We start from the raw sequence: 25,174 nt of genomic DNA, 5'->3' as shown, positions 1-25,174 counted from the left end.
GCCAGCAAGTGCTGGCATTTTATTTCAACATAATGGCTCCATCAAAACCACTATTTAAGTGTCGACTCAGATGTACGGCCATCATCATGACAACTATCGCATCCTGGCTTGTCACCAACATTCATGTCATGGGGGGCATGGCAATCGGCGCACGTTAGATTGCCTTCATGGGGTTGATGAACAGCGTCCATCTCAGCCAGTGTTCCGTGACAGCTTTGGCACTGCTCAAACTCATAAGCTCCATCAGCAGATGGCTCGCCATCTGCATGACATGCTTCACAGCCATCCATCTCTGCATGCATCTCAGCAAGCTCTTGTGGTTCAGCCATCACAGCTGGTGATAAAGCTAGTGCAGCTAAACCTACACCAAACAGCGCACTTAATATTTTTTTGCTCACAATAATATCCTCTTTATAGGGCAACATAGTGACGCTTTATCAACTGTCAACGTCATCTTGCAACCCAAAGTAATAGCACGACAATGCATAAAGTAGCTAAATATAAGCAAACTCGCAACTTACTATAGTCGAAACCTTAGCAACTCCAACTCTGATAATATGTGAGATTCATCAAATAAAAATACTTCTAACTATTTGATTAACGAATTAAAGTGACTTACATCACACTTATTTCATACATAAAAGAATGAAACTTTAGTTGCAGTACCCACCCTTTCACTTTTCCTACAACTAAATAATTATGCACTTTTAGAGTTTAAACATAAAAAACGGGAGCCTAGGCTCCCGTTCTATTCAACAATCAACAATATTGCAGCGGTTTTAGCTGTTACGCAGTGCTGCAATACGCTTTTCTAATGGAGGCTGTGCTGACATCATTAGTTCTGATACAAGCTCCACCATTGGCTCTTAGCTGTTTCGCAGTGCCGCAATACGCTTCTCTAATTGAGGCTGTGCTGACATCATTAGTTCTGATACAAGCTCCACCATTGGCTCTTAGCTGTTACGCAGTGCTGCAATACGCTTCTCTAATGGAGGATGGCTCATCATTAGTTCAGACATAGACTTTTTGCCGTTAATGCCTAATGCAGACATTTGGGCAGGCATGGCACCTGTTGCAGGCCCTTGACGTAAACGCTCAAGCGCGGCAATCATCTTCTCTTTACCGGCAAGTTTAGCAGCGCCTTCATCGGCTTTAAACTCACGAATACGAGAGAAGTAAGCCACGATCATAGAAGCGAGAATACCAAATAGCATATCCAGAACAAAGACAACCCCCATGTATGCGAACATGCCTAGGCCTTCACCCTCTTCGTCATTACTCGACACAAAGTTATCGATAATACCGGCAACAACACGGGCCGCGAAGATTACGAAGGTGTTCACTACACCTTGAATAAGGGTTAAGGTCACCATATCACCGTTAGCAACATGGCTTACTTCGTGAGCAAGTACACCCTCAATCTCATCTTGGCTCATGCCATAAAGCAATCCGCTACTGACGGCAACCAGTGCATTATCTTTGCTTGGGCCTGTCGCAAATGCGTTCAGCTCTTCTGACTGGTAGATAGCCACTTCTGGCATCTTAATGCCAGCTTGCTCGGCTTGACGAGCAACGGTTTCAACCAACCAACGCTCAGTGTTATCACGAGGGGCTGTTATCACTTCACAACCCATGGTTTTTTTAGCCATCCACTTTGAGATTGCCAAACTAATAAAGGCGCCACCGAAACCAAAAATCGCGGCGAATACAAGCAGTCCGCCCATGGTTGAAGTGTTAACCCCTAGAAGTGACATCACAATAGAGGCCACAAGTAAGATTGCCATATTGGTAGCAATCAATAAAAAAATACGCATTTAGTTAAGCTCCTGTTGGGTACTGAATACCAGATTTTTGCGTTCTTGAAGACATAATATGTCCTAAAAGCGATAATTCAAGTGAGAAAGTCAAAAATAGTGTCAACTGAACAAGTTCAGCTCACTTAAAATTAGTTGTAAATTAAAGAGAAAGCAGTCTAAAAGCCTTATATTAAGCCAGTCTTAAAAAAAGCAGAGCCCTAGCTTGGCAATAATATAAAGGGCATTAAATTTTGTTAATTAGAGAAGCAAGATTCAGAAGTACTGGACTGTAACACCTGAGAGCTAAGCTAGATTGTCAGGTATTTTGCTGCCTCTTCAGCAGAGCCATTAGACAGATGTGGGACCACACCTAAACAGGGAGATGACATTAGCTGATGAAGACTGGCCAAGTTCTCTTCGATGCATGAGGTGTCTGCATCAACAATGTTGCCAACCCAACCAGCGATCTCTAGACCATCGGCCAGTATTGCCTCCTGAGTCAAAACAGCATGGTTTAAACAGCCTAACTTAACCCCCACGACTAAGATTACCGGAAGCGAGAGTGATTGAACGGCTTGAGAAAGAAATGCTCCCTCTCCCAGAGGCAATCGCCAGCCACCAGCCCCCTCAACCAAACAAAAGTCCGTCTCATTGACTAAGGACAGTGTCGGTGACAGATGCTTAATCACTGTATCAGGAGAGATATCAACACTAGTTTGCATAGCGGCAATATGAGGCGCAATAGCAGGTTTAAAGGAGACAGGATTAACTTGCTCGTAATCTAGCTCGATAGTGGATTGCGCTATTAAACTCAAGGCATCACTGTTTCTCAGCCCCAGCTCAGTCTCCTCGCAACCCGAAGCAATAGGCTTAAGCCCTAAGCTCGCTCGTCCTTGGCTCGCAGCTTTGCAAAGTAGCGCCGATGAGATAAAGGTTTTCCCACAATCAGTATCTGTACCTGTCACAAAATAGATCATCAGTTATCGTCTCTCTACATGGAGCTGCGCAATATGGTAGGTCAAAGGAAGTCCTTTAGCTTGGCGTATGCACTCCGCCCTCGCTAACCGCTCTTTCCAATCTTCTCGGCCGCGAATGCCGTGACTCAAGTTCTGCTCTGAACTTTTCTCATCTGATACTATCGACGCCCCTACCCCTTTAATGGAGTAGAGCAAAGATTTTAAATCATCGAAATAAACCGTAATAGGTTCAAGCTTGGCTGACTTAACTAACCAAAACTCAGGATCAAACTGTGAAACGATATCGGTCATACTTCTGAAGCTATTCACCCTAAAACCCAGCTCGACCAGTTCAGGTAAACTGCCCTCGGCCACAACAGAGAGATAGTAATCACCTCCAGACTTTAATGCCGCCCCAGTACTTTTAAAAGACTGTTGAAGATCGTCACACCACTGCAATGCGAGATTGGAATACACAGTATCAACACTATTCTCAGGCAGAGGGATCGCTTTAGCATCGGCGCAGATAGTTGTATAAGACGGGAAGTTAATGGACAACTGCTCGAGCATGCCTGGCGCGATATCGAGGCTAATAACCTCCACTACGCGTTTAAAATGACTAAAGTCTGTACCCGGTCCACAACCGATATCGAGCAGGACACCGCAAGGACTCATCTCTTTGAGTAAGCCTTGCGCTGAACGCTTTTGCAAACAGTTATGGCGGGAGTATGTTTTTGCTGCAGCAGAGAAACGCTCAGCAACGATATTAGTGTCGCTTATCTTGTTAACCCCATCTATGACTACTTCGGGTTTCATCTTTAATTACACACTCATCTAATAATTAAACTCAGCATTGATTGGATTCTACTCCAGAGCCAATACTAACGCGCTCACTAATTTGTCAATGTCGCTACGGGTATGCAAGGCTGTGATAGTGATCCTTAATCTTGCACTTCCTTTAGGCACTGTGGGTGGCCGAATTGCCCCTACCCACACGCCAGAATTTTTCAAATCTGCCGCCACTTTTAAGGTTCTATCAGCATCACCAATAATCAGAGGTTGGATAGGTGTAACTGATCCACTTAAATTCAGCTGAGCCGTGGCGCAGCTTTGTCTAAAATAGGCAATATTATCAGCCAAGGTCATTGCAGGCTGTATGGACGTTTGGGTTAAATTGACAGCAGCAAGTGCAAGACTTGCCGATGTGGGGGAAAGCGCCGTCGAATAGATATATTCACGAGCATTGGCCACCAAAAAGTCGATAAGTGCTTGGCTACCAAGAATCGCAGCACCTTGACAGCCTAGCGCTTTACCAAAGGTCACAACTTGAATATCAACAAGAGAGGCGTTCACTGCGCAAGCTTTATTAGCCAGCGCGGCATCAATACCAAAACCATGGGCATCATCAACAATCAACCAAGCTTCGTGCTGATGACAAAGCTCTGACAGCGCTTGCAGCGGCGCCCTGTCGCCATCCATACTGAAGATACTTTCTGTCACTAAGGCTTGAGGCTGATACTTCAACAGCAGCCGTTCTGCGCTTTGCAGATCGTTATGTAAAAAACGTTTGAGTCTAGCCTTACTGTCACCCAAACCATCAATAATCGAAGCGTGGATCAGTTTATCCGCCACGACATTATCACTGGCATCGAACAGGGTCTTCATTAAGGCTGTGTTAGCACTAAAGCCTGAACAGAAAAGTAAACCCGCCTCATGGCCTGTGATTTGACAAAGACGCTGCTCAAGCTGTTGGTGCGCTTGACTGTATCCTGTCACTAAGGGGGATGATCCGCTACCCACGCCATAGTCGTTAGCGCTGAGGTTTAACGCCTCAACAAGCTCAGATGATTGAGATAACCCAAGGTAATCGTTACTACTGAAATTAAGATAGTCAACGCCCTCAACAGAAAAAAGCATGGCAGGCTTATCACTGCCACCACGAGTAACACTCAACTTCTCTCTTTGTCTCAGCAGCCCAGCCTCTTTAAGCTGAGCTTGTCTAATCTCGATCTTTTGCGATAAAGAGACGCGATCGCAACTTAATGCATCTAGGGATTTATTCGTCACAAAGTGCCAATCCGTTAAAGCGCTGCGGCATCATAAAAAGCAGAACTTTGTTTATCTTTAATCGCATTAGCTTTAGCCGTTGCCTTCTCAAATACAGCCTTATCATCTTCGATGGTGGCATACTTACCCTGCTCAGGATGCAGACCAAGACGCTTAAACAGGGTCATATCTTCATTCTCTTCAGGGTTATTTGTGGTCAGTAGTTTACACCCATAAAATATCGAGTTAGCCCCAGCGAAGAAACACATCGCTTGCATCTCATCACTCATTTTTTCACGACCTGCCGACAAGCGAACCCTTGAATGGGGCATCAAGATACGTGCGACAGCAATGGTTCTGACAAACACCAATGGGTCGAGATCCTCAAGATTCTCAAATGGCGTCCCAGCCACTTTAACTAGCATGTTAATTGGCACTGAGTCAGGGTGCTGCTCCATATTAGCCAACTGCTGCAGAAGACCTGAGCGGTCGGTGGCCTGCTCGCCCATTCCCACAATCCCACCGGAGCAGACTTTCATGCCAGCAGCGCGTACATTCGACAAGGTATCTAATCTGTCTTGATAGGTACGTGTAGTAATGATGTCACCGTAATATTCAGGTGAAGTATCTAAATTATGGTTGTAGTAATCTAATCCCGCCTCGGCAAGCTCTCCTGCTTGATCGGGTGATAACATGCCTAAGGTCATGCAGGTTTCCATTCCCATGGATTTTACTTCACGCACCATATCTTTAAGGTAAGGCATATCTCGAGCGTGAGGGTTACGCCACGCAGCGCCCATACAGAACCGAGATGCACCAGCCGCTTTAGCACTTCTTGCTTCGGTCAATACCTTCTCAATCTCAATGAGACGCTCTTTCTCAAGGCCAGTATCGTAACGAGCACTCTGAGGGCAATATTTACAATCTTCAGGACAAGCGCCGGTTTTTATCGACAACAAACGACTGATCTGAACTTCGTTTGGATCGTATACCTGACGATGGATTGAATGAGCTTCAAAAAGTAAGTCATTCATAGGCAAAGCAAAAAGTGCTTCAATCTCATCGCGTTTCCAGTCGTGACGCAGCTGTATTTCCGACATTTAACTTACCCTTTCAACTCAATATAATTAGTTTTTATCTTGCTTAGGATACCTGTAGACCGTAATCTGTCAACGCCAACCAGATAAAATGGTTTACTAACGGTTACTTTATGAACAACTATATCAACTCTACAATCACCGCCAATAACAGTTCAATAGACTTTGAATTTGACAAGCAACATATCTGGCATCCTTACACTTCAATGAGTCACGCCCTTCCTGCGTTTGGCGTGATATCGGCAAAAGAGTGTGAGCTGACACTGGATGATGGACGCCAACTTGTCGATGGTACTAGCTCTTGGTGGGCCTGCGTTCATGGTTATAGTCACCCTACAATAGTCAATGCAATGCAGGAGCAGCTACACAAGCTGAGCCATGTCATGTTTGGTGGGATCACCCACCAGCCAGCAATTGAACTGTCAAAAAAGCTGGTGAATATGACCAGCGATAACCTCACGAAAGTATTTTTAGCCGACTCAGGCTCTATTGCTGTTGAGGTCGCGCTTAAGATGTCTTTACAGTATTGGCAAGGGCGTAACCAGCCACAGAAACAGCGCATACTAACAGTAAAATGTGGTTATCACGGTGACACATTTGCCGCCATGAGCGTGTGCGATCCCGAAGGTGGTATGCACACCATGTTTGGTGATTCTGTTACTCAACATGAATTTGTCAGTGCCCCCCAAACTCAATTTGGCCAGCCATTCGATAACAGTGAACTCGATGAGATGCGGGCAAAACTTTCCTCACAGGGCAATGAGATAGCAGCTGTTATCTTAGAGCCAGTTTTACAGGGTGCTGGAGGTATGCGCTTTTATCACCCTCAATATTTAGTGGGTTTACGTCAGCTATGTGATGAGTTTAATGTGCTTTTAATACTCGATGAGATAGCAACAGGCTTTGGACGTACGGGTAAGCTATTTGCCTATGAGCACGCCACCCATGATGGAAAAGCCGTTGAAGCCGACATTCTCTGTTTAGGTAAAGCCCTCACAGGCGGTTATATCTCACTCGCCGCAACTATATGTAGCGACGAGGTTGCTCAGGGGATCAGCGACTCGCCTGCTGGCGTGTTCATGCATGGCCCAACATTTATGGGTAACCCACTGGCCTGCTCTGCCGCTTGCGCCAGCTTAGATCTTCTCTCACGTAATGAGTGGCAAGCCCAAGTCAGTAACATTGAGCGTCAGTTACAAAGTGAACTTGCCGAGGCCATTGAATATCCACAGGTTAAAGATGTGCGTGTATTGGGGGCAATTGGTGTAATAGAGATGAACTCGAGCGTCAATACCGCTGAATTACAGCAGCAGTTTGTCGACCTCGGTGTCTGGATAAGGCCGTTTTCCAACCTTATCTACATCATGCCTCCCTATGTTATCTCTGCAGAGCAGTTAACTAAATTAACCAGTGCAATGAAAATAGTGGCCAAAAGTATCTTAACCTGCGGTGATCAAGCAGAGTTTATTAGCCACGGTTAGTCAGGAGTCATCATGTCAAAATTAGCAATTATCACTGGAGGTAGCCGCGGGATCGGCTATTCCATCGCTGAAAAGTTTGCTCAGATGGGGTTTAGCCTGATCTTAATGGCAAAAACAGCCAGTAATTTAGCCTCGGCTAAGCAGGGACTACTAAAAATAAATGCAAACATCAGCATAGAAACCATTGCTGTCGATTTTAGTGATAGCGCGGCAGTAGAGAGTGTCGCTCAGACGATAACCAAGAAGCATTCGAACATTGATATACTGGTTAATAGCGCAGGCGTCCTTAGTATTGAGTTCGAACACGCTTCAGCTGCCACACTTAGCACACTGTTTTCCGTCAACTGCATCTCTACAATGGTACTCACAAATGCCATTAGCGAGCAGATGAAACAAGCGCGCTCCGGCTATATTATCAATATTGCCTCTTTAGCTGGCAAAAGCCACTTACCTAAAATTGGTGCATACGCAGCGACCAAAGCCGCCCTTATCAGTTACAGTGAAAGTTTGTATAAACACCTGCTTCCCCACAATGTTAAGGTCTCCTGTCTCTGCCCCAGTGTGGTTAATACTGAGATGACTGATGATGGGCGAATTGCAAACCAAGATAAGATACAGACTGATGATTTAGTTAACGCCGTTGCTTATATCCTCTCGTTAGGCAAAGGCGCTCAGCTTCCCCAACTCGATATTGATTGTACCCCCATCGCCTTAGCTAAGCTGTGAGTCTTGTTAGGCATCTGTGTCCGCAGATCTAGACCAGGTGCCGTAATGAATTGCAGAGTTAACATCACGTCTAGGCTGCCAACCTAAGGTTTCTAATTCCGGCTTATCTTTGAAATGGGAAACGTAGCCGACACACAGATAGGCGATGATCTCAATCTCTTCAGGGATGTTAAGTGCATCTCTTAGTACTGAGTCATGAAGAATACTCACCCAACCGACACCTAGATTTTCTGCTCTGGCTGCTAGCCAAAGATTCTGTACAGCACACACACTGCTATATAGATCCATCTCAGCTTTAATTGTACGACCTAAAACAGTTGGGCCATTGCGGTGTCGATCGCAGGTCACACAGATACCCAGCGGCGCTTCAAGTATCCCCTCTAATTTTAGTTGTCGGTATTGAACCGCTTTGTCATCATTAAACTGTTCTGCAGATTCATGATTGGCACTATCAAAGCCAGCCTTTATCTTCTTTTTCGTTTCCAGCTCATTAACCAGTACAAAATCCCAAGGCTGCATAAAACCGACGCTAGGTGCATGATGAGCAGCGGTTAATACTCTATGCAACACATCTTCAGGGATCGGCTCAGAGGAGAATTCGCCACGAACATCTCGTCGAGCAAAAATAGTTTTATAGACAGCATCACGTTCGTTTTCGGTTATTTTCATCACTAAGAAGTAACAAGGAAGAGGTGATGTAGATTATCATACGGGGACAGCAAGAGTGCGAGGACTTTATAATAAAGACTCGATATGATCATTTGGTTGAAATCCGGGGCTAAGAAGTGGTGTTGGTTCATTAGCTCACATGTAGCTGTTCATCTCCACTCTATACCCAAGCGACCTCAAGATGCTCGTTTCAGAGCCCCCGTAGGATAGCTAAACAAGGCAGTGATTGAAGGTAATGGTTACTCCCTTGTTGATATCACTAACGCAGTGTAGGGATTCTACGGGAACTCCCGAAGGGCATGGCGAGAAGCAACATTTTTCTGCGTTATGAAATATTGAATTAGAATAACTAGTCCTACTATTTCATGCCTTGAACTCTGTCACTTCTCGACATGCTGAATCCTGCATCTTGAAGTTGTTTGGGTATATAGCCCCAACAGGCATCAAACAAGCATAGGGTTTTAACTATTCAAACCAGCTTTCCCAATTCTCATTAGCGCTTTTATGAGACAAGATCCCATTATTAAGGGCATTCATAAAGGTATCTGCATCTTCCATGCTAAAGCCCGCTTCTTCAAAATTTAATATCTGTATATTACCGATAAGCTTAAAGGGGCTAGATTGACATCTTTGGTAAAGTTGAACAGGTTGAGCAAGCTCATTTGACCAAGCCTTAATCAGATAAACATCCTGTTTAGTGCCATCCTCAAGCTCTACAACCCCCTCTTGAGCATAAGACCATGCGTCCACAGAGTCTTGTTGCTCCTCAATCGCTTTATGCGCCAGCTCTATCGCTTCTTGCTGAGTGGCAGCTTCAAAATTTTGCACCTCTCTTTTAGCGCCAGACTGTAAGATAAGGTAAGGGACCATCAGCTCACCATTTTGTCCACTACCAATAAAACCAGTATGAGCCAGAGTGAGGCCAACAAAATTTCCGATTAACTCTACGTTCATTCTTTTATCCTTGGCTATTGTTCTTATCAACTAAATGTAGACCCAATTCAGCATATTGTCGTCGACGAATCAATTGATAACAGGTTATAAAGCTTAGATATATTCCAAGATACCTGATTTATTGATATCGATCGAGTGCCAATCAGCAATCTTGTACAACTTAAATGAGTCAATCTGCCAACAATAGTTGAACCAATAGATTCAACGAACATTAATGAGCTAAAGGCGCGACACCGCAAGCTGGATTATCAGCCAGTCCTACATCCCTTGCGTGTTGCTCAAACCCTTTGTTCTTCCAGAAAAAAGCACCAGGCATCGTCGTCGGGATCACGAGATTATAAAATAGCGCCCTGCCGATAACTGCAGTCACAATATTGACTAAACTTAAGCTCAACCAGACTGCAACAGTGATGGGCTCACTCACATCTTGCACCTGAGCAGTCATCAGTAAACCACACCCCATAAAGAGGTTAAAACCTAGCAGATAGTTACGTAGCAGATAGGTTTTACCAAATGTAGTGCATTGGACATAGTGAGCCGCCCCGCCTTCATTTTCACTTCGATTAAGCATCATATTGTGCCCAATCAAGCCAACCGCCTCTATCATTTGTCCCAGCACAAATATTAGCCCAAGTATCTGCAGTGCATCAGAGAAACCTGCCCCCTCAACGTCGATTGAGATGAGTAAAACTGCACCACTGACCATAACGCCTAAAGACAAGCTGTTACCCACAAAGCTTGTTACTGTTTGCCAATGATTCCAGAAGGGTCTGGCCTTAATTTGATAACACTGGTTCATATAATAGAGGCCTGCTAATCCAGCAAGGGTCGCAAATCCCCCAAATCCAAGCACCCAAGGCTTTAAGGTTAATCCTGATACTGACGCAGATAAATCAACCCCAATTAGCTGGTTTATTGAGCTGATAACCCACGCATTGCTTGGTAAAAGTAACAGTGAAGTCACTCCAAGGCCTGCTGAGAACATCGCTAAACCAAAACCTTCGCGGCTCATGGGTGAGTAACGCAGATTATTAAAACCTCGGTAAAAACGAAAAGGTTTGCCTAAGTGAGTCACACTCATAAATAAGCCCAGTGACATCAGCACAATTGAAAGTAACACCAATGGCAGGAAGAAGTTAGAGCCGATAAATACCTCAAACATCTCTATGCCTGCTAGTGCCCCTAAAAATGGAATGATAAATGCCCCCAGTGCAGCTTGCGCCAACAAGGTAAATAGCACCAGAGGGTTTTCTCGACTGTTTAACTTTTGCAGATTCCAATGTTTTTGCTTACCCACCTTTTGATCCACCACAGGCTGATAATGACCTTGGGGATCCTTATGGTATTTAACTGGCATATTGTCAGTGCGAGTCAGCTCATCAGGTAGTGTTTTTGTCTGCTGAAAACGAATATTGGGATGGGTGATCTCAGGAGATGGAAAGCCAGGTATAGCGGTTTTACACTGCTCTCTGTTCTCTGGTGTATTCTCTATCACGCCAAAATCGAGCGCGTTACCCACACACGCCGACACACAAGCAGGCTTAAGTCCAACTTCGAGCCTATCGACACACATATTACATTTAGATACCTGCCCTTTTACTGGATCTAACTGAGGTGCATTGTAGGGGCAAACCCAAGTGCAGTAACCGCAACCAAAACAGGTCTCAGGGTCTTGCAATACAGCGCCATACTCCGCATGTTTGGTGTATGCCCTCGTTGGACACCCTTTTAAACACACCGGATCATCACAATGGTTACAGGCCATGGAGATATTCATCCGTTTATAATCTGGGTATGAGCCCCCCTCCACATACCCTACAGAGCGAAATGCCAAGTGCGCAGGATTATCATTCTTCTCAGAACAGGCTGACTCACAGGCATGACAGCCGATACAGTTATCGGCGGTAAAGAAAAACCCATGCTGTTTATTACGATCTGAATTAGTGCCAACTTGCGGGTTGTCATTAATAAACATGGAGCGACCTACCGGTTTATCGGTCAACTCAACAAGATCAATTCGCTTGCCGTAACGATTTTCAATTTCACTTTCTGTTTTTGGCAAATAAGCATAAGCTTGCTCATCTGTTCTCACTTCCCAGTGATTTGAGCGTCCCTGTTGCTCTTTATTCTCCTCAGCTCTATTTGAGGCCGTCTCTTTTTTTGAACTTGTACTCGTTGCCTGCTCAGGGATATACAGATCGACATCAACTTTCTTGATGCTAGCTGTTATTTTTGGCTCTTCTATGTTTTCTATACTCATCACTATGTCCTTAAATTCACCCTGCGGTTTACAAATCAAAATGCACGTCGCTCGGCATTGATACGGGCGGCTTCAACTTGATCAATCGCCTCAATTCGGGTTGCACACTGTTTAAAGGCTGGCTGACGGGAGTAGGGATCGAGTAAGCCGAGTGTCAGCCTGTTTACGCAATCGTGATAATGAAAAGGGATAAAGACCATATTACGCGGCACTCTCTGTGTTAGCTGCACCATCACAACCGCATCGCCTCGACGGCTGGTTAAACGCACATAGCTTTGATGTTTAACCCCTAATGCATTCGCCGCATCTGGATTCATCTCCATATAGGCGGTTGGGCTGAACTTATTACAGTTACCTATCTTTCCTGTACGGGTACGGGTATGAAAATGCTCAACCACACGGCCACTATTAAGCCAAAAAGGATACTCATCACAGGGCTGCTCATTATTATTGTAAAAATCCACAGGAATAAGGTTCGCCTTGCCCGTTTGCGTGGCAAATACGCCATCGCTATAGAGCCTAGCTCCCCCCTTTAACCCCTCATCCGTTTCTCGAAATGGCCACTGTATCCCTTTAGCGGCGGCAATTTTTGCATAGCTCATCCCCGAAATATCTAGGTTACGCGGTGCGCCGTGTGGCAACTTACCTTTAGACAGGTATTTCATCTCCTCAAATGCCCCCTCTGGCGTCTCAGGAAAATGGATCATCTGACCATTCTCAAAGCGTTTCGCCAGTTGATTAAAGATCCAAAAATCCGGTTTAGAGTTTTTATAGGGAGGTAACACATTGCTAATGAGATTGACTCTGCGCTCGGTATTGGTATGGGTGCCCTCTTTCTCTGCCCACACAGACGCAGGAAGATACACATGGGAATATTGATTGGTTTCAACATCCTGATATACATCTTGAACCACCAAAAAATCTAACTTCTCTAACGCCTTACGTATTCGTGGTGTATTTGGCATTGAGGTCATCGGATTCGTGGCCACAATCCACAAGCCTTTAATCTCGCCAGTTTCTATTGCGGGAAAAATATCGGTCTCGGCCAAACCACGCTTTTCTGGAAAAAAGTCTGGATCAATCCCCCAAAACGCCGCGATCTCATCTCGGTCAGCCCTATTTTCCAAATAACGGTAACCGGGTAGCCCAGAACATGATGACCACTCTCGGGTACCCATGGCGTTACACTGACCGGTTATCGATAAACTAGTGCCGCCTGGCTTGCCTATGTTACCGGTGAGCATATTGAGGTTATTGATGTTCGCGACACCGTCGGAGCCATGGGTTGATTGATTGATCCCCATGGTCCAGATACTCATCGCAGCCGGCGCATTAGCGTACAGCCTCGCCACATTGCGTATGGTGTCTTCATCGATGCCGCAGATATGCTGAGCAATTTCTGGGCTATATGCACCAACAAGCGCTTTGACTGCTTCAAAGCCTTGAGTATGGGCATCAATATAGGTTTGATCTTGCAAACCCTCTTTGATGATCACATGCAGCATGGCATTAATCAGTACACAATCGGTTCCCGGCGTAATAGGCAGGTGAATATCAGCAAACTGCGCCAGCATAGTCACTCTAGGGTCGACAACAATGAGCGGGAAGTGACGCTTCTCTAACGCCTCTTTTAGACGCCAATAGATGATGGGGTGCTGCTCAGGAAGGTTAGAGCCAAAGGCCATTAAACAGTGAGTGTGTTCGAAATCTTCATAGCAACCCGGTGGCCCGTCGGCGCCAAAGGAGCGCTTATAACCACTCACCGCCGATGCCATACACAAAGTCGTGTTGCCATCATAATTATTGGTGCCAATCACGCCACGAGCAAGCTTGCCTAAGGTGTAGAACTCTTCAGTTAATAGCTGACCCGAAGAGACAATGGCAAATGCATCACGTCCATACTCGGCTTGGATCTGCTTTATCTTGCTCGCAGTCGTATCTAAGGCATGATCCCAAGAACTTTCCTCGAACTCCTCGAAATGTTGATTACGAACAAGCGGTGCACTGCCTCGGCCCGGACTTTCAAATAGCTCATGTTCAAGGATCCCCTTAATACATAGCTTACCTCGATTAACATCGGCCCCTGCATGACCACGAGTTGTCACTATCTTATTATGCTCATTCAAGCCTATCTCAATAGAGCAGCCTGTAGAGCAATAATTACACGTAGTGTATTTCCACTTCGCAACTTGCTTACTTGGGATCACAATGGGCTTTCTATTTTTTCGACCAAACAACATCAGCACTCCAGATACAGCTAAGGTTTATTTACCCTTAACTTTGCACTAGTTATGCCAATCATTTAATATATTTAAATCAACCAGATATAAAAAATAGAGTGTAAGAACTTGGACAATAACAGTGCCACTGCCTTGTTTTGGTGCGACTTTGACAATAAAAAGCCACCACTTTATTTACAATTTATTTTCATTACTAGCCACGGTTTTTTTAACGCGTTAAGATAGAAGCGAAAATAATAAAATGATATCTATAATTAGAGGTTCGTAAAATAGATAGCTACAATTTAACGGTGGCGAAGGTTATTCAGGGTTAACCTTTACTTTAAATAAAATCGGACTTTATTTAATTATGAAAGGGAGCAGTTAAATGGCGTATATCATTGATCCGAATTCAAACTCTAAAGTTTACCTTTATGCCCACCACAGTTTTGGACGTTTAGCTTATTCAGTAAATACGCTAATAAGTCATTCAGATATATCAAAAATCCATGCGATAATAGAGTGGAGTGATGGCATCTGGACTATTCGAGATATCAGCACAAATGGCTGCTGGTTAAATAAGATAAAACTCTTTAGTAATAAGCGCTATCCACTGAAAGCGGGAGATAAGATTAATTTTGCCTCCTTAGAACATCAGGAATATTGTTTAGAAAATACCGATGCACCTGCCGACCTTCTTATCCCCTACGCCGTGCCTGGAGAAGATAATCAACACCTTAATGATGCCATTACACTTGAGGAGTACAATCTACTTCCTCACTCAAATCCAGAATTAGCCATATTTCATGACCCAAAGATGGATAACTGGAAAGTCTCATCCATTGACAGTGAAACCGATGACAACTGCATACTCGCAGAGGGGCAAATTATCGAATTTCAAAAACAGAAATGGCAACTGCACCTTAGCCATCTAGAGCCATTAACTCAGGCGTTGCAGGACTCTCGATTAACCCTTGAAGATATCACCTTTGATTTCTATCTAAGCTTAGATGAAGAGGTATCACAGCTAAAAGTACATACTCCAGAATCGATATTAGATCTCCATGTGCGCAGTCACCACTATTTAACATTGAATCTAGCCAGATACCGCTCCTTAAGCGCGGAGCAAGGATTAGATGAATCTGAGCAGGGCTGGGTTTATGCAGAGCAACTCGTCAAAGATTTGGGGATAGAGATCCGCCACCTTAATATCCAGATCCACAGAGCCAGAAAACAGTTCAGCGACAGTGTCAACGTCAATGATGCCGAATACATAATCCAAAGACAGGCTGGAAAAGTACGTTTCGGCAGTGCAAATTTCAATATCTATAAAGGACAAAAGCTCGAGTGTGGTCTTCATCAAAATAGGGAGAGCACTCCAAGCGATAGCCAAACACAGTACGGGCACCACTAGTGGTTTTGACATTCAACCATCATAAAATAGGAACAGAAGTAAATTGAAGCCTATAACTGAGCCCACGCCCCTACAACTACCTGAGTTTATTTCAGATAAATATACGCTGACAGATACTTTAGGTGCAGGAGGCATGGGCAAGGTATACCTCGCCCAAGATACTCGTTTGCATCGAACCGTCGCCATTAAAGTGTTGAATAAAGCATCAGACGGGAGCCAGACACCAAATAAAACACTAGATGAAGCCAGAGCCTTAGCTAAGTTAAACCATCCTAATATTGTGCAGATCTATGATGTGCTGGAACATCAAAGTCAGCTCGTATTAGTCATGGAGTTCATCGAAGGCCAACCGCTTCAGCAGTTTCAGCATGAGCAGCTCCCTAGCCTAATCCAGAAACTAACGATCTTACATCAGATCTGCCTAGGGCTAGCAGCCGCACACCATGTAGGAGTTGTTCATTGCGATCTAAAAGCATCTAATATCATCATTACCTCGGAGACAAATGAAGGCGGTTTCGGCGCTAAAATTGTTGATTTTGGCATTGCGCAAACTCAGCGCTCAGTCCAAGCACTGCAAAATGTCAGCGAAAATGATGAGAGCCTAGTTGCAAGCCAAGGTTGTAAAATAGCCATGTCACCAGAGCAGCTAAATGGATTGCCAATCAACCATTTAAGTGATCTATTCTCTTTCGGCATTTTGGCCTATCGCTTTATCTCTGGTCACCACCCTTTTGGCACAGGCTCAGCAAGTCAGATTGGTGATAACATCATCACAACCCCAGCGCCAGATGCCTTTGAACTTGTGCCACAAATCCCAGCAGCATTAGCGAAATTACTCAATCAACTACTTCAAAAACAACCCGCAGATAGAGTACAAAGCGCAAAGCAAGTGGCAGATAAACTCCAGCAAATTATCATCGCACAAACCCAAGAAGAGATATTACAGCAGCAAACTGTAGCCAATACTCCGCTATACGATAGAGGCACCGAAACAGAGGAGCATCATGCTCCCTCTAAAGACAATACACTTAGAGACAATGCACTTAGAGACAGTGTACTTAAAACGAGCCCTCTCAATACGTTATCGAAAAAAAGTATATTAATAACGGCGGCAGCTCTTTGCCTGTTAACGGCTTTATTGCTGGCAAACTACCCATCACTATTGGCTTTTATGAATCCTGCACCATCTAGCACGGCGATTAAACATCAAGTGGTAGTGATCCCACCAACACTTGAAAGCTCAAGCTTTAACAATCAAAACCCCATCGGCTCCAATCTTTTAGCCAGTGCAGAACCTAGCTTGCTGGTAGCAACCATGGACGATGCTATTAAGCAGTACATAATACAAAACCAATCGATGCAGCTTATCTCAAGCTCAGAGGTTAATGCCATCGAGGGCGATATCAATGCAATCGGCAACTATACTGGCGCGACAGATATCCTCACCAGTGAAATCAACTGCAACATCACCCGCTGCAACATTACTCTTTCACGATTAAATAAAAGCTCAGACTCTCAGCGCTGGACGGTATCAGAGCAGGATCACTGGCCGGTAATATTGGAGAACTTCTACGCCACCCATAATGATACCCAACTGAAGCTGGCTAAGCTATTTTCAGATAGCGTGGCTGGAGAGCAGGTAAATATGCAGGTTAGTGAACAAGACTACCTGAGTTATATTGAGCTTTACTCAATAATGAAGTTACGGGGAGAAGCGACAGAAAACCACTTGATCACGTTAGAGAAAATACTGGTGAATTCACCACACCTATTTTCAGGTTATGGCTTATACAGAGAGTCTGCGCTAAACCTATACGCAGATACAAATGATGAAAAGTACATGGAGGGTATCGTTAATTTGATAAATCAATCTCCTCCTGAGTATCGATACAGTGTCGAACAAGCCATAGATCAGTTCGCCATAGCAATCACCACCAATGAGTTTGAGCAGGCAGAGAAACAACTTACCATAGCCAAGCAGCGTGGGGCTGATGAAACTGTATTAATTGAGCTACAAGCCTACTTATTCTTAGCCAGCAATCAATTAAAGCAGGCCATAAACACCTACCAGAAAGCACTATCTCTGAGGCCAAGTACAAAGTTATTATATAATTTAGCACTCAGTTACTGGTGGCAAAGTGATTCAATACACACTAAAAAAACCTTGAAAACGCTACTTTCAATCAATCCAAAACACTACTTTGCCAATCAACTCTTGGCTGATATTTCACTCATTGAGGGAGACTTAGAGCAAGCAATAGCGCTTTATGTTCCCTTAGTGAAAACAAACAATCAAAGTATTGATATTAGTAACCTTGGACTTAGCTATGCACTCTCCGGGAAATACCAACAAGCACTGAAGATGGCTCAATTGGCGGTAGATAGTAGCCCTAACCACCCAAACTGGGTATTAAATCTGGCCGATATTCAATTAATCTTAGGTAAAACTAGCCAATCTACAACTAATTACCGACAGGTATTGGCCTTAACTCAGGGCCAAAGTGACCGAGTTTCACTGCTACTGTCGGCCCAAGCTTATGCTCATTTAAAGGAGTATAACTCGGCAATTAAAGTCATCAATATGGCAAAAAAGCTGAATCCAGACGATGGAGAAGTATCCCTTGTGGCCGCAATTGTATACACACGAATTGGTGAACATATCTCAGCACTATCTCAAGTCGAAGAGGCATTAAATTCCAATATTGGTGCAGCCTGGTTTAATCTGCCTTGGTTTGACTCACTCTGCGACACACCTAAGTTTAATCAACTCTTGGTAGACGCTGGCAACAATCAACGTTGCCAGCTAGGATGAGTAGTTCTCACTTTATAATTGAGGTCGTCTAACACCAACAAGAGGATCTTGAGAGTAGTGAACAGTAAACTGTCCCTGTGCATCGGTAAATGGAGGGGTCGGTAGATCTTTTGATGCCACATACCTAAAGGAGATAGTATCTCCCCCAACGGGAGTCTCTTTCACCTGCTCAATGGTCAATATAACTTGTAGCCCATTATCCGCCACCTGACTGGTGACACTATAAGCACTGGCATTTTGCTCCTCATCAAACACGATGCCGTTTTCATAAAAACGCCAACCAGCCTCGATAGCTTTATCACTCATCTTGCCGATAAGTACCGCCCGTTGCAGGAGTTGCAGCTCCTCGCTAAGCACTACAGGACTTGTTTCACTTGGTTTATAAGGCTCAAAACTTATGGTTAAGGATGAACATGGACTCGGTGTTAGTGCTAACACCCCATTATCAACTCGATAGATTTCGGTGTTCCAAGGGGAGAGCACATCGGGCGTGATTGAAAAGTAGTTAACATCGGTACTCACGTTCATACTGTTTCCTTCGAACGCGGGTGCAGGAACCACAATTTCAACCCCCTCTGTCACTTTGTCTGTCACTTTGTTTGTCATGTTTTCGGCTATGTTCATCATTAATCTCCCTTCCCTGTCATAGATAATCTTGCGTGATTGGATAAATAAAAACTTGATAGGCTTAATCGTTATTTATATTGACTCAACAATAGAGACTGTGAATAAACAACTCATTAAACAAGCAATAGAACCAATAAAATTAATATATTAATTCAACTTGTTTAAATTCGAAACCTAATTAAACCTTATAAATTAGTACAGCAGATACCCTCCATATTCAAGCCTTTAATTTATCTATACCCCCCCAATTTCACAGTCATAAGTAACAAAATATGAATAGATAGAAATACCAAACCTATGATTAATTTAGAATGCTCGATTTAATTCATAAAGCATGAAGTAATTAGCTGCTTATTACGTGTTATATAGTGTAATACGGATTTTTTGTCATTTTTGATAAGCTTTTATGAAGTAAATAATACAGAGCTAACTAATATGAAACTGTGGAGTCTTAACCGAGTTTTTCACTGGTTAACTGGTAAACCAAGAGATAGCAAACTTATCCAGCAGCTAGATTTCGCTCTATCGGGAGGTTACCACTCCCAAGATTGGTTAATCCGAATCTGGCAAGCAAGTATTAAGCAGTCGAACCATAAAACAGACATACCTGTAACTGACTAACAAATAGGAAACTCATTAACAAATAGAAAAGGCTGGCAAACTTGCAGGTTGCCAGCAGATATAAATATTACCTAGAGTTAATTTGACGATTATAAATCGCCCATTGGACGTCTCACGCCAATCTGTGGGCGAAGATTAAGCGTTGGAGACAATACAGCTTTTATATCTATATCAGCAACGCTCTGAGTATTTCCATTAGAAAGTTGGGTATTAGCTCGCTCAGCAGCCCCGCCCTTATTGGGCTCTACGTTAAGAGTCCCTGCCATTGATGATGTAGAGATAAGTAAGGTGGTCAGCAAAGCTGCACAATATGATTTTTTTAACATAATTATTCCATTAAGTGAGTAGTTAACATATAAAGTGTTACCAATGAAAGGTAATATCCTAGTAGAAACAGCAAGTAGCATTAATTGCCTCAGTGATATGCTTATATGCTTGGACAACCCGCACACGATATCCCTAATCAAACTACTATCTAGCATTTCTGACACTAGCACATGATCCAAATACAATTAACCAATCATAAATAATGATTTAATAAACAATACTTAAGCACCAACATTCAAAGAAAAACTAGTATAAAAGTACAGTTTGCGTTGCTAAGTGCAAACCGTAAATACATGCTCTCTTGATATTGAAACAATCTGGATAAAGCATTAAGTTCCTAAGCAAGCTTTGGTTATTTAGCGAAAGGAGTTCATGTGACACTCGATACAATATTGCAAAGGATAGCGGCAATACACCAACAACATTCAATTAAGTGTTTTATATCAATACAGTATTTAACCAAGGCTCTGGAGTTGTCTGGAGATGAACTAGAAAGGTTAGATGCACTACTTAATAGTGAAGAGCCTGTTTTTACCAATGAGATACTCACATCGCAAACTCTACCTTTTGAGCCTGTAGCCAGAAGAAGAGATTGGGTGTTAAGCCACGGACTTTACCCCTACTCTTATTTCTCCATGGCGCAGTGGTTTCATGAATCTGGCTTCAATGAGATCTTCAATTACTATCTAGATCTCTGTATCAAACACTCACAATACCTCAATCATAATCTCTCTATATTATTAGCCTTTAAAGAGGGCTTTGAGCAGATCACAACGAACTCACAAAAATTCCGATTTATAGAGAGATTTACTGAGTTTGTCACTGCGACTTTCTATCAAAAAGACCCCTTAACTTACCCGCTAGCTAATGATTTTATCCTTAAAAGTGATCTATCCCTTCAAGAAGGGCTAGATGCAGCACTGACTCAGCCAGGTTTTTGGGGGCATAACCTGATCGCACTCTCTTGGCTTATAAAACATAAAGACAATCTAACAAACTCCCAATTCAACCAGCTACTACTCAACGTATATGAGCAGTGTCATTGGACGTTTAGTGATGTTGAAGATAGCCCTGTTATCAATACGCTTTATCAAGGTGAACTGAATACGGCTGTATTACATAAAAATTGTAGGGCATTACTGTTTAATAGCAGTAATAATTTACATCAAATCACGTTGGCAGCATCAGTAATGCATCTTTATGGACAAAATTGGATCAAAGCTCAAGATAAGAGAAGACTCATCAGCATTCTTACCTTCTACAGTGCACTTAAGCGATAAACTAAAACTTTCTCTTACTCGTCATCAGTTTCAAATGATAAATAACAATGCATATGCTATTTAGATACTAAAGTGAATAAACAAAAACTGAAGCTAGTTACATCTAATCAGCAAATACATATCATTTTTAGCAGATTCGCTAGTGAAGTCATCAAAAATAGAATAACCCTATCAATATCCTTGACAGGGTATGGATTATCACTAGAATACGCGCCGTTTGCCTGAATGGCAGTAACACCAAGCAGTTATAATGCGAGGTTACACTTCAGGTAAGCCGCACATTTTATTTATATGATGCAGGGGTAACAGATGGCAGGCGATAATAACTATAGCTTAGGTCCGGTTCCACAATCGGCGCGTAAAGGCATTCTCTCTCACTATGGTGATGCTGGGATTAACCTTCTTTTCAGCAAGTATGTGGACAGGAGGAACACTTGGAACAGGACTCTCCTTTAATGATTTTATTCTCGCGGTTCTCATTGGTAATTTAATTCTCGGTATTTATACTTCATTTCTTGGTTACATCGGCGCTCAATCTGGCCTCTCTACACATCTTCTGGCTCGTTACTCTTTCGGTTTAAAAGGCTCCTGGCTTCCCTCTCTTCTTCTCGGTGGAACACAAGTTGGTTGGTTTGGTGTTGGTGTCGCGATGTTTGCCATCCCAGTACATAAGGCGACAGGAATAGACACCAACCTGCTTATTCTTATCTCTGGTCTACTGATGACCGCCACCGTTTACTTCGGCATTGCCGCCATCATGATCTTATCTGCCATCGCCGTTCCCGCTATTGCCCTCTTCGGTGGTTTCTCAGTACTTCAGGCGGTTGACAGTATGGGTGGCGTCGATGGCTTAGTAGCCTTTACGCCCGAGGAGCCAATGGCCTTCTCTACCGCGCTGGTTCTGGTTGTCGGGTCGTTTATTTCAGCAGGAACACTCACCGCTGATTTTGTTCGATTTGGTAAAAAACCGATGAATGCTGTATTTGTCACTATGTTTGCCTTCTTCATTGGCAATTCGTTGATGTTTATCTTTGGCGCAGCTGGCGCGGCAGCAACAGGCCAAGCGGATATTTCAGAGGTCATGATTGCTCAAGGCTTACTGATCCCAGCAATTATTATCTTAGGGTTAAACATCTGGACCACTAATGATAATGCGCTCTACGCTTCCGGTTTAGGCTTTTCCAATATCACAGGCCTTCCAAGTAAGTACCTGTCGGTATTTAACGGCATCATCGGCACGCTTTGCGCGCTTTGGCTATATAATAACTTCGTGGGATGGCTCACCTTTCTGTCAGCAGCTATCCCCCCAATTGGCGGTATCATCATCGCTGACTTCTTAAGAAACCGTGAAAAGTACAAAGATTTTGCTAATGCAAAATTCGACACAGTTAACTGGGCCGCTATTTTAGGCGTCGCGATAGGTGTTGCTGCAGGCCACTTGCTACCAGGCATAGTGCCAATCAATGCAGTACTGGCTGGTGCACTAAGTTATCTCGTAATAGACACTCTGATTAAACGTAAAACAGTTCCATCAAAATCAACTTGTAAAAATGCAACTAATGCATAAGGAAACCACGATGCCAGCTGCAAATATGCTGATCCAAAACATTACTCTCCAAGGCAAGCAAGGCCTGCATCAGATCCTAATTGAAGGTGGAAAGTTCCAAACTATCGCCCCAATGACTGAGCACTTACACTTCAGCTCTGCAGATATCTCTGGCGAGCACCTTGACGGTGAAGGCGGCATGGCTATCGCCCCTTTTTGTGAACCCCATGTACACCTAGACACCACACAAACAGCAGGAGAGCCAAGCTGGAATATATCTGGAACTCTGTTTGAAGGGATTGAACGTTGGTCTGAGCGTAAATCTATGCTCTCAATCGAAGATGTGAAAAGCCGAGCTAAGCAGACACTGAAATGGCAGATAGCCAACGGTATCCAACATGTTCGCACCCATGTCGATGTCTCCGACCCAACACTTATCGCCCTTAAAGCCATGCTTGAAGTTAAAGAGGAGATGAAGCAATGGGTGGATATTCAGATCGTTGCTTTCCCGCAGGAGGGGATCCTCTCCTACCCCAATGGTAAAGAGTTACTCGAAGAGGCGGTCAAATTAGGTGCTGACGTCATAGGTGCAATTCCTCACTTTGAGTTCACCCGTGAATATGGTGTCGAGTCTCTGCACTTTGTCTTTGAGCTTGCCCGCAAGTATGACCGTCTTATCGACGTTCACTGCGATGAGATCGATGACGAACAATCACGCTTTGTGGAAACGGTTGCCGCTCTGGCCCATAAATACGATATGGGAGAACGAGTCACTGCCAGCCACACAACAGCGATGCACTCATACAATGGTGCCTATGCCTCACGTCTGTTCCGTCTACTTAAGATGTCGGGCATAAATTTTGTCGCCAATCCGCTAGTCAATATTCACCTGCAAGGTCGTTTCGATGATTATCCTAAACGCCGCGGCATCACCCGAGTCAAAGAGATGCTGGCAGCCAACATTAATGTCTGTTTTGGTCATGATGATATCTTCGATCCATGGTATCCATTGGGCACTGCAAATATGCTGCAAGTACTACATATGGGTCTGCATGTATGTCAGATTATGGGTTATGAGCAGATAAATGACTCGCTAGCCCTTATCAGCAGCAAATCAGCACGTACCCTGAATATTCAGAACAGCTATGGGATAGAGATAGGCAAGCCAGGCAGCTTACTGATCCTTCCTGCCGATAATGGTTTTGATGCCGTGCGCCGCCAAGTGCCAGTACGTTACTCTGTACGCCACGGAAAGCTGCTCGCAGAAACTCAAGTTGCAACAACACAAATTCATTTAGAAGCAGCTGAAAACATCACTTTTCGTCGTTAATATTCAACTTTGACACTGTGGTCACTGTAATTTTTTATATAGTGACCCTTTATACCAATCAGTATAAAGATTTGATCGCTCAGCGAGAGTTTAGCGGTACTGAGGCAAGGTCTTTAATTGCTCCTGCATTAATGACATTCACCACATCCATGTGGTTTGCAACGAGTGAAGAGCATAGTGAAACTATGGGTTAAGCTCCCTCTTTGTTTATAAAAAGTCACAGCATCAGAACCGCTAAAACTCGCCTGTAAGGAGTGTTTTTGGCTGCCTAATTCTGCGTTGAATGAACTCACAAGGGAACAACCATTCCATCATCCATTCGCCTTGAATTAGTTTGCCAAAAGACACTCTGAGTAGATCAATTTCTTATACTGATTGGTATTACTTACAGCAGCTCTACTCCAAATCCTCCATCCTGTCATCTCACCCTTTCTCTTGACTATTGCCCTTAAAATAATCAAGTTAGAACGAGTGCTATACCCAAGTGCTCCCCCTCTAATGCCGTGCGAGAAGCTCTGGTATAGCTCAACTAGATAGAGGACCACAATATGCATAAGAGTCGATTAGCCGCCCTAGTGATAGACAGTCAAGTTGATGATATCGAAGTCGCCAATCAGTTTTGGGAAAATGCCCTAGGTTTAATGTGCATCTCCTCTACCGAGGATTGGTCTAATAAGTATGCGCATCTGGAAACCTGTAACAATCAACCCCAAGTGTTGATTCAAAAAGTGAACCACGAAAGCAGAGTTCACCTAGATATCGAGACCGATGACATCAATGCAGAAGTTGCTCGACTTGAAAAACTAGGTGCAGTAGTTGCTGAAAAGTTTCCACGCTGGGTCGTGATGTTAGCACCAACTGGGCATAGATTCTGTGTTGTTAACCCGCAGCGAACAGACTTCACAACCGCTGAAAATGTTAATGAGTGGCCATAAAATCAATCAATAGCAATATCAGCGATTAAATTGAATCAACATCAAACAGATTTAGCCTATCTCCCCTTCACTGGATGA

At 43.7% G+C, this 25,174-nt stretch carries 20 protein-coding genes and 1 pseudogene; 9 read left to right on the top strand and 12 right to left on the bottom strand.

Going from position 1 to position 25,174, the window contains the following annotated elements:
- Positions 1-50: 50 nt before the first annotated feature.
- The 6 genes from cctA to bioB form a co-directional block, all read right to left on the bottom strand.
- On the bottom strand, positions 51-398 hold the full coding sequence (cctA, locus tag SWOO_RS09600) for a tetraheme c-type cytochrome CctA (RefSeq protein ID WP_041418072.1): 348 nt from the start codon (positions 396-398) through the stop codon (positions 51-53).
- 555 nt (positions 399-953) lie between these two features.
- The gene (gene htpX, locus SWOO_RS09595) at positions 954-1,814 is read right to left on the bottom strand and encodes a protease HtpX (protein ID WP_012324500.1); all 861 of its coding nucleotides are present in this window, start codon (positions 1,812-1,814) and stop codon (positions 954-956) included.
- 290 nt (positions 1,815-2,104) lie between these two features.
- Complete coding sequence (bioD, locus tag SWOO_RS09590) at positions 2,105-2,773, bottom strand: dethiobiotin synthase (RefSeq protein ID WP_012324499.1); 669 nt, start codon at positions 2,771-2,773, stop codon at positions 2,105-2,107.
- A 3-nt stretch (positions 2,774-2,776) separates the two neighbouring features.
- A complete protein-coding gene (locus SWOO_RS09585) occupies positions 2,777-3,568 on the bottom strand; it encodes a methyltransferase domain-containing protein (protein WP_012324498.1) in 792 nt (263 codons plus the stop codon).
- 48 nt (positions 3,569-3,616) lie between these two features.
- A complete protein-coding gene (locus SWOO_RS09580) occupies positions 3,617-4,819 on the bottom strand; it encodes an aminotransferase class I/II-fold pyridoxal phosphate-dependent enzyme (protein WP_012324497.1) in 1,203 nt (400 codons plus the stop codon).
- Between the two features lie 14 nt (positions 4,820-4,833).
- A complete protein-coding gene (gene bioB, locus SWOO_RS09575; RefSeq protein ID WP_012324496.1) occupies positions 4,834-5,898 on the bottom strand; it encodes a biotin synthase BioB in 1,065 nt (354 codons plus the stop codon).
- A 110-nt stretch (positions 5,899-6,008) separates the two neighbouring features.
- Between bioB and bioA the strand changes: the two genes are divergently transcribed.
- Together bioA and SWOO_RS09565 are read left to right on the top strand one after the other, a co-directional pair.
- Positions 6,009-7,376 (top strand): adenosylmethionine--8-amino-7-oxononanoate transaminase, encoded by a 1,368-nt coding sequence (gene bioA / locus SWOO_RS09570; RefSeq protein WP_012324495.1) that lies wholly within the window; start codon positions 6,009-6,011, stop codon positions 7,374-7,376.
- 12 nt (positions 7,377-7,388) lie between these two features.
- Positions 7,389-8,102: an SDR family NAD(P)-dependent oxidoreductase gene (locus tag SWOO_RS09565; RefSeq protein ID WP_012324494.1), complete on the top strand. Its 714-nt coding sequence runs from the start codon at positions 7,389-7,391 to the stop codon at positions 8,100-8,102.
- A 6-nt stretch (positions 8,103-8,108) separates the two neighbouring features.
- Here the strand turns inward: SWOO_RS09565 and bluB are convergent, their stop codons facing one another.
- From bluB to SWOO_RS09545, 4 genes are all read right to left on the bottom strand, one after another.
- Entirely contained in the window at positions 8,109-8,771 is a 663-nt protein-coding gene (gene bluB, locus SWOO_RS09560; RefSeq protein ID WP_012324493.1) for a 5,6-dimethylbenzimidazole synthase, read from the bottom strand.
- A 465-nt stretch (positions 8,772-9,236) separates the two neighbouring features.
- A complete protein-coding gene (locus tag SWOO_RS09555; RefSeq protein ID WP_012324492.1) occupies positions 9,237-9,725 on the bottom strand; it encodes a hypothetical protein in 489 nt (162 codons plus the stop codon).
- Positions 9,726-9,936: 211 nt separating this feature from the next.
- Entirely contained in the window at positions 9,937-11,985 is a 2,049-nt protein-coding gene (locus tag SWOO_RS09550; protein WP_012324491.1) for a DmsC/YnfH family molybdoenzyme membrane anchor subunit, read from the bottom strand.
- Positions 11,986-12,020: 35 nt separating this feature from the next.
- The gene (locus SWOO_RS09545) at positions 12,021-14,225 is read right to left on the bottom strand and encodes a molybdopterin oxidoreductase family protein (RefSeq protein ID WP_012324490.1); all 2,205 of its coding nucleotides are present in this window, start codon (positions 14,223-14,225) and stop codon (positions 12,021-12,023) included.
- Positions 14,226-14,592: 367 nt separating this feature from the next.
- Here SWOO_RS09545 and SWOO_RS09540 point away from each other — a divergent pair, with 367 nt between their 5' ends.
- Both SWOO_RS09540 and SWOO_RS09535 read left to right on the top strand, forming a co-directional pair.
- Positions 14,593-15,618: an FHA domain-containing protein gene (locus tag SWOO_RS09540; RefSeq protein WP_012324489.1), complete on the top strand. Its 1,026-nt coding sequence runs from the start codon at positions 14,593-14,595 to the stop codon at positions 15,616-15,618.
- A gap of 43 nt (positions 15,619-15,661) precedes the next feature.
- A complete protein-coding gene (locus SWOO_RS09535; RefSeq protein WP_012324488.1) occupies positions 15,662-18,430 on the top strand; it encodes a serine/threonine-protein kinase in 2,769 nt (922 codons plus the stop codon).
- 12 nt (positions 18,431-18,442) lie between these two features.
- Here the strand turns inward: SWOO_RS09535 and SWOO_RS09530 are convergent, their stop codons facing one another.
- The gene (locus SWOO_RS09530) at positions 18,443-19,057 is read right to left on the bottom strand and encodes a hypothetical protein (RefSeq protein WP_012324487.1); all 615 of its coding nucleotides are present in this window, start codon (positions 19,055-19,057) and stop codon (positions 18,443-18,445) included.
- 435 nt (positions 19,058-19,492) lie between these two features.
- On the opposite strand from SWOO_RS09530, the gene SWOO_RS09525 reads away from it, so the two are divergent.
- A complete protein-coding gene (locus SWOO_RS09525; protein ID WP_041417574.1) occupies positions 19,493-19,678 on the top strand; it encodes a hypothetical protein in 186 nt (61 codons plus the stop codon).
- A gap of 89 nt (positions 19,679-19,767) precedes the next feature.
- Here SWOO_RS09525 and SWOO_RS09520 read toward each other — a convergent pair whose 3' ends face one another.
- Positions 19,768-20,004 (bottom strand): hypothetical protein, encoded by a 237-nt coding sequence (locus tag SWOO_RS09520; RefSeq protein WP_041417573.1) that lies wholly within the window; start codon positions 20,002-20,004, stop codon positions 19,768-19,770.
- 375 nt (positions 20,005-20,379) lie between these two features.
- On the opposite strand from SWOO_RS09520, the gene SWOO_RS09515 reads away from it, so the two are divergent.
- From SWOO_RS09515 to SWOO_RS09495, 4 genes and pseudogenes are all read left to right on the top strand, one after another.
- The gene (locus tag SWOO_RS09515) at positions 20,380-21,285 is read left to right on the top strand and encodes a hypothetical protein (RefSeq protein ID WP_012324485.1); all 906 of its coding nucleotides are present in this window, start codon (positions 20,380-20,382) and stop codon (positions 21,283-21,285) included.
- A 309-nt stretch (positions 21,286-21,594) separates the two neighbouring features.
- A pseudogene (gene codB, locus SWOO_RS09510) lies at positions 21,595-22,852 on the top strand (cytosine permease).
- 10 nt (positions 22,853-22,862) lie between these two features.
- Positions 22,863-24,161, top strand: a complete 1,299-nt coding sequence (locus SWOO_RS09505; protein WP_012324483.1) for a cytosine deaminase — start codon at positions 22,863-22,865, stop codon at positions 24,159-24,161.
- A gap of 548 nt (positions 24,162-24,709) precedes the next feature.
- Positions 24,710-25,096, top strand: a complete 387-nt coding sequence (locus tag SWOO_RS09495) for a VOC family protein (RefSeq protein WP_012324482.1) — start codon at positions 24,710-24,712, stop codon at positions 25,094-25,096.
- The last annotated feature ends 78 nt before the right edge of the window (positions 25,097-25,174 follow it).

This window comes from Shewanella woodyi ATCC 51908, assembly GCF_000019525.1.
Classification (GTDB): domain Bacteria; phylum Pseudomonadota; class Gammaproteobacteria; order Enterobacterales; family Shewanellaceae; genus Shewanella; species Shewanella woodyi.
Note: the sequence above shows the minus strand (reverse complement) of the source record. Positions and strands in the feature narration are given on the sequence as shown.

Excerpts from the sequence above, each read along its gene's own strand:
- SWOO_RS09565 (WP_012324494.1), top strand. The coding sequence starts at position 7,389 with ATGTCAAAATTAGCAATTATCACTGGAGGTAGCCGCGGGATCGGCTAT.
- bluB (WP_012324493.1), bottom strand. The coding sequence starts at position 8,771 with ATGAAAATAACCGAAAACGAACGTGATGCTGTCTATAAAACTATTTTT.
- bioD (WP_012324499.1), bottom strand. The coding sequence starts at position 2,773 with ATGATCTATTTTGTGACAGGTACAGATACTGATTGTGGGAAAACCTTT.
- SWOO_RS09495 (WP_012324482.1), top strand. The coding sequence starts at position 24,710 with ATGCATAAGAGTCGATTAGCCGCCCTAGTGATAGACAGTCAAGTTGAT.
- SWOO_RS09540 (WP_012324489.1), top strand. The coding sequence starts at position 14,593 with ATGGCGTATATCATTGATCCGAATTCAAACTCTAAAGTTTACCTTTAT.
- SWOO_RS09505 (WP_012324483.1), top strand. The coding sequence starts at position 22,863 with ATGCCAGCTGCAAATATGCTGATCCAAAACATTACTCTCCAAGGCAAG.
- SWOO_RS09545 (WP_012324490.1), bottom strand. The coding sequence starts at position 14,225 with ATGTTGTTTGGTCGAAAAAATAGAAAGCCCATTGTGATCCCAAGTAAG.
- SWOO_RS09520 (WP_041417573.1), bottom strand. The coding sequence starts at position 20,004 with ATGTTAAAAAAATCATATTGTGCAGCTTTGCTGACCACCTTACTTATC.
- htpX (WP_012324500.1), bottom strand. The coding sequence starts at position 1,814 with ATGCGTATTTTTTTATTGATTGCTACCAATATGGCAATCTTACTTGTG.
- SWOO_RS09530 (WP_012324487.1), bottom strand. The coding sequence starts at position 19,057 with ATGATGAACATAGCCGAAAACATGACAAACAAAGTGACAGACAAAGTG.
- bioA (WP_012324495.1), top strand. The coding sequence starts at position 6,009 with ATGAACAACTATATCAACTCTACAATCACCGCCAATAACAGTTCAATA.
- bioB (WP_012324496.1), bottom strand. The coding sequence starts at position 5,898 with ATGTCGGAAATACAGCTGCGTCACGACTGGAAACGCGATGAGATTGAA.
- SWOO_RS09550 (WP_012324491.1), bottom strand. The coding sequence starts at position 11,985 with ATGAGTATAGAAAACATAGAAGAGCCAAAAATAACAGCTAGCATCAAG.
- SWOO_RS09525 (WP_041417574.1), top strand. The coding sequence starts at position 19,493 with ATGAAACTGTGGAGTCTTAACCGAGTTTTTCACTGGTTAACTGGTAAA.
- SWOO_RS09555 (WP_012324492.1), bottom strand. The coding sequence starts at position 9,725 with ATGAACGTAGAGTTAATCGGAAATTTTGTTGGCCTCACTCTGGCTCAT.
- SWOO_RS09585 (WP_012324498.1), bottom strand. The coding sequence starts at position 3,568 with ATGAAACCCGAAGTAGTCATAGATGGGGTTAACAAGATAAGCGACACT.